This is a genomic window from Variovorax sp. 01T439_2 (assembly GCF_056398445.1).
Genome location: NZ_JBFTPJ010000595.1, coordinates 1 through 3764 on the forward strand (window position 1 = coordinate 1; position 3764 = coordinate 3764).

Genomic DNA, 3764 nt, shown 5'->3' on the forward strand with positions numbered 1-3764 from the left:
GCTCAAGGCATCGACCGGCCGGGCAGTGCGCATGCCGACGGTGAGCGAGCTCTACCAGGGCTCGATCGACGGCAACCGCATCGTCAACACCGATCCGAACCTGCGGCCGGAGCGCTCCTGGACGACGGAGCTCAGCGCCGAGCGCGACCTGAAGGGCTGGGGGCTCGACGGCGTGCTGCGCACCACGCTGTTCTTCGAGAACACCAAGGACGCGCTCTACAGCCAGGCCCTCACCAATCTGGTCAGCACGGTGCAGAACGTCGATGCCATCCGCACCCGCGGCCTGGAGGTGGCGCTGAACGCGGTCGACGTGGGCGTGAAGGGGCTGGACCTGAGCGGCAGCCTCACGCTGACGCGCTCGAAGATCGCGGCCAACAGCGGTTTTCCGGCCAGCGTCGGCCGCGAGCAGCCGCGCGTGCCGAAGCTGCGGGCCACGCTGCTCGCCACCTACCGGCCCGATGCGAGGTGGAGCTACACCGTCGGCGCCCGCTACAGCGGCAAGCAGTACGGCACGCTCGACAACAGCGACGGCAACGGCGCGGCCTACATGGGCTTCTCGAAGTTCTTCGTGGTCGACGCGCGCATCCGCTACCGGATCGACCGGCAATGGAGCGCCGCCTTAGGCATCGACAACCTGAACAACAACAAGTACTGGGCCTTCCACCCCTATCCGCAACGCACCTACGTGGCCGAACTCAAGTTCGACCTCTGATTCCTTTCAACCGCCTTTTTCAAGGAGTTCCCGCAATGAACCATCCGCGCACCATCCTCAAGACCGCCGCCGCCTGCGCCCTGCTGGCAGGCACGGCCGCCGCCTGCGCCCACGTCACGCTGCCGCGCGGCGGCGCCACCGTCGGCAGCGACTACAACGCGGCCTTCCGCGTCGGCCATGCCTGCGAAGGCGCCAAGGCCACTACCGGCCTGGCCGTGCGCCTGCCCAAGGGTTTCCTGCTGAGCGACGCCCAGGCGCGCAAGGGCTGGAAGCTCGACGTGCAGAAGAACGCCGGCGACGGCGAAGTGCGCTGGACCGCCGAAAACCCGCAAGCGGCGCTGCCCGCCGGCGAGCGCGCCGAGTTCGTGCTGCGCGGCAAGGTGCCGGGCACGCCCGGCCCGCTGTGGTTCAAGGTGCTGCAGACCTGCGACGTGGGCAGCATCGATTGGGCGGAAGTGCCGGCCTCGGGCACTTCGACCACCGGGCTCAAGAGCCCTGCCGCCAGGCTCGACGTGGTGGCGCAGGGCGTGGCCACGGTCGACGTGCGCGACGGCTGGGTGCGCCAGTCGGTGCCGGGCCAGAGCGGCACCGGGGCCTTCATGAAACTCACCGCGCCCACGGGCGCCAGGCTGGTCGGCATCACGACGCCGGCCGCCGGCGTGGCCGAGGTGCACGAGATGAAGATGGAAGGCGACACCATGAAGATGCGCGAACTGCCGGGCGGCCTCGACCTGCCTGCCGGCCAGACCGTCGAGCTCAAGCCGGGCGGCTACCACGTGATGATGATGGACCTGAAGCAGGCGCTGGCCAAGGGTTCGACCGTGCCGATGACGCTGCGTTTCGAGGATGCCAAGGGCCAGAAGAGCTCGCTCGAGCTGAACCTGCCGGTGGGCGCGCCCGAAGGAGCCGACACCGCCGCGCCGGCCCATCAGCACAAGCACTGACGCCGGCGCCCTACAGCAGCTGGTCCGGCGCCAGCGGACCGAACAGCCGCAGCAGCAGGCGCAGGGTCAGGCTGGCGTCGGGCTCGGTGGAGGTGTCCTTCAGCCCGCTGCCTTCGGGCGCCCGCCAGACCAGCGAGCCGCCGTCCAGCTCGACCCGCCATGAGCCCTCGCGCATGCCGCGCTCGATCTGGGCGGAGGCCGCGCGCGAGAGCTCGGCGCTTCGCACGAGCAGCGCGATCTCGGTGTTCTGCAGCTGCGAGCGCAGGTCCAGGTTCATCGAGCCGACCACCAGCAGCCGGCCGTCCATCACCAGCACCTTCGAATGCAGCATCGAGCGCGATTCGCCGAGGCTGCCGCCGCTGCCCGACGAGCCGAAGGCATTGCCGACGCTGGCCTGCTCGCTGCGCAGCTCGTAGAGCTCCACGCCCACTTTGAGCAGATCCTCGCGATGGCGGGAGTAACCGACATGCGCCACCGGCGCGTCGTTCGACGACAGCGAGTTGGTCAGCACGCGGATGCGCACGCCCCGCCCCCGCGCCGCTGCAAAGGCCTGCATCATGTCCGGGCCGGGCACGAAATAGGGCGAGATGATGAGCAGGTCGCTGCGGGCCTGGCCGATCAGCTGCAGCAGGCCTTCGACCACCGTGTCGCTGCCCGCGGCCAGGTCGGAGCTGGCTTCGAGCGCCGCCGCGCGCCGCGACGAGCTGGCGGCGTCCCCGGGCTGGCTCACGACCAGGCCCGGCGCCCTCGTCTTCTCGGCGCCCTTGTCGGCCGGGATCTTTCCGGGCTGGTCGGCGAGCATCACCGCGGGCGCCCAGACGAAACGGGCGGTTCGCAGGTCCATCGGCTTTTCGTCCCAGGCGCGGGCGAGCTGTGCCGGCGTCGGGGCGGCGCCGTCCTTCGGTTCTGTTCCGGGCGCGGGCGGCGGGGGGGCCGGCGGCGGCGAGTTCTGCGCCCGAGCCGACTCGTCGGCCAGTTCCCGGTCGGCCTGCTGCGCGCGCTCGCGGATGGCCTCCAGCTCGCTGCGCTTGACCAGCGACTGGACCGGGTAGGCGCGTTCGTTGTTCCAGTAGCTGTCGAAGCTGCGCGACAGGTCCCGCACGATCGGCCCGGCCGCCAGGATGTCGACGTCGATGTAGTTGCCCTTCAGCGCATTGCCGAAATAGGCGTCGCCCAGGTTGCGCCCGCCGGTGACGCCGAGCACGTTGTCGGCGAGGAAGAGCTTGTTGTGCATCCGCTGCTGGATCCGCGAGGCATCGCCGATCGAGTTGAAGACGCGCGCCAGCGAAGTCCCGCGCGCGCCGGCCAGCGGGTTGAACAGGCGCATCTCGATGTTCGGCACGAACGCCAGGCCCAGCACCAGCGCATCGCGCCCGGTGCTGTGCAGGTCGTCGAGCAGGATTCGCACGCGCACGCCGCGCTCGGCCGCCGCTCGAAGTCCCCGCACCAGCCGGCCGGTGCTGGCGTCGGCATGGATGGCGTAGTACTGCAGGTCGAGCGTTTTCTGCGCGCCTTCGATCAGCGCGAGCCGACTGCCGTAGGCGGCGGGCGGCCCCGCGAGCAGCAGGAAGCCGGATTCGAAGCGCGCCCCGTCGGCCTTGCGCCGCTGCTGCACCAGGGCCTCCAGCGCGGTGCCGTTGGGCGAGGCGAGCGCGGTCGAGACCGGCCGGTCGACGTGCTCGGGCAGTTGTGCGCAGGCGCCCTGCAGGACAAGGACAAGAAGCGCAATGCTTCGGCCAAAGAGCGCGTAGAAGGAAGACATGCGGCGTTCCCGGAGCTTGGAAGCCGCATATATAGCCCAGTCGGCGCCGCCGCGGCGTGGGACGGCGGGACGGCCCGTCGTAGAACCAATGAACTAGCGCCCGGCGGACAGCTCTTCCTGGCGTTCCAGCGCCGCCAGCAGTTCGTCGTCGATCTGGGCGTGGCGCTGGCTCAACTCGGCCGCGCGCGAAGCGTCGCTGGCGTAGATCGCGCCGCCGTCGAGCTCGAGCATTTCGCCGATGCGCTTCTGCTCGGCCTCGAGCGCCTCGATCAGCGCCGGGAGCGCCTCGAGTTCGCGCTGTTCCTTGTAGCTGAGCTTCTTGCGGGCGGCGCCGGCCGGACGCGCG

The 3764-nt window shown here is 70.3% G+C and carries 3 protein-coding genes and 1 pseudogene; 2 read left to right on the forward strand and 2 right to left on the reverse strand.

What is annotated here, in order from left to right; genetic code table 11:
- Both AC1DOC_RS23980 and AC1DOC_RS23985 read left to right on the forward strand, forming a co-directional pair.
- The coding region (locus AC1DOC_RS23980; RefSeq protein WP_478130633.1) for a TonB-dependent receptor at positions 1–712 on the forward strand (712 nt) is incomplete at its 5' end.
- Between the two features lie 35 nt (positions 713–747).
- Positions 748–1656, forward strand: a complete 909-nt coding sequence (locus AC1DOC_RS23985; protein WP_015867534.1) for a copper chaperone PCu(A)C domain-containing protein — start codon at positions 748–750, stop codon at positions 1654–1656.
- 10 nt (positions 1657–1666) lie between these two features.
- On the opposite strand, the gene AC1DOC_RS23990 is transcribed toward AC1DOC_RS23985, so the two are convergent.
- Both AC1DOC_RS23990 and AC1DOC_RS23995 read right to left on the reverse strand, forming a co-directional pair.
- The gene (locus tag AC1DOC_RS23990) at positions 1667–3418 is read right to left on the reverse strand and encodes a phospholipase D family protein (RefSeq protein ID WP_015867533.1); all 1752 of its coding nucleotides are present in this window, start codon (positions 3416–3418) and stop codon (positions 1667–1669) included.
- A gap of 93 nt (positions 3419–3511) precedes the next feature.
- Positions 3512–3764 (reverse strand): annotated as a pseudogene (locus tag AC1DOC_RS23995) (ABC transporter ATP-binding protein); the annotation flags it as partial.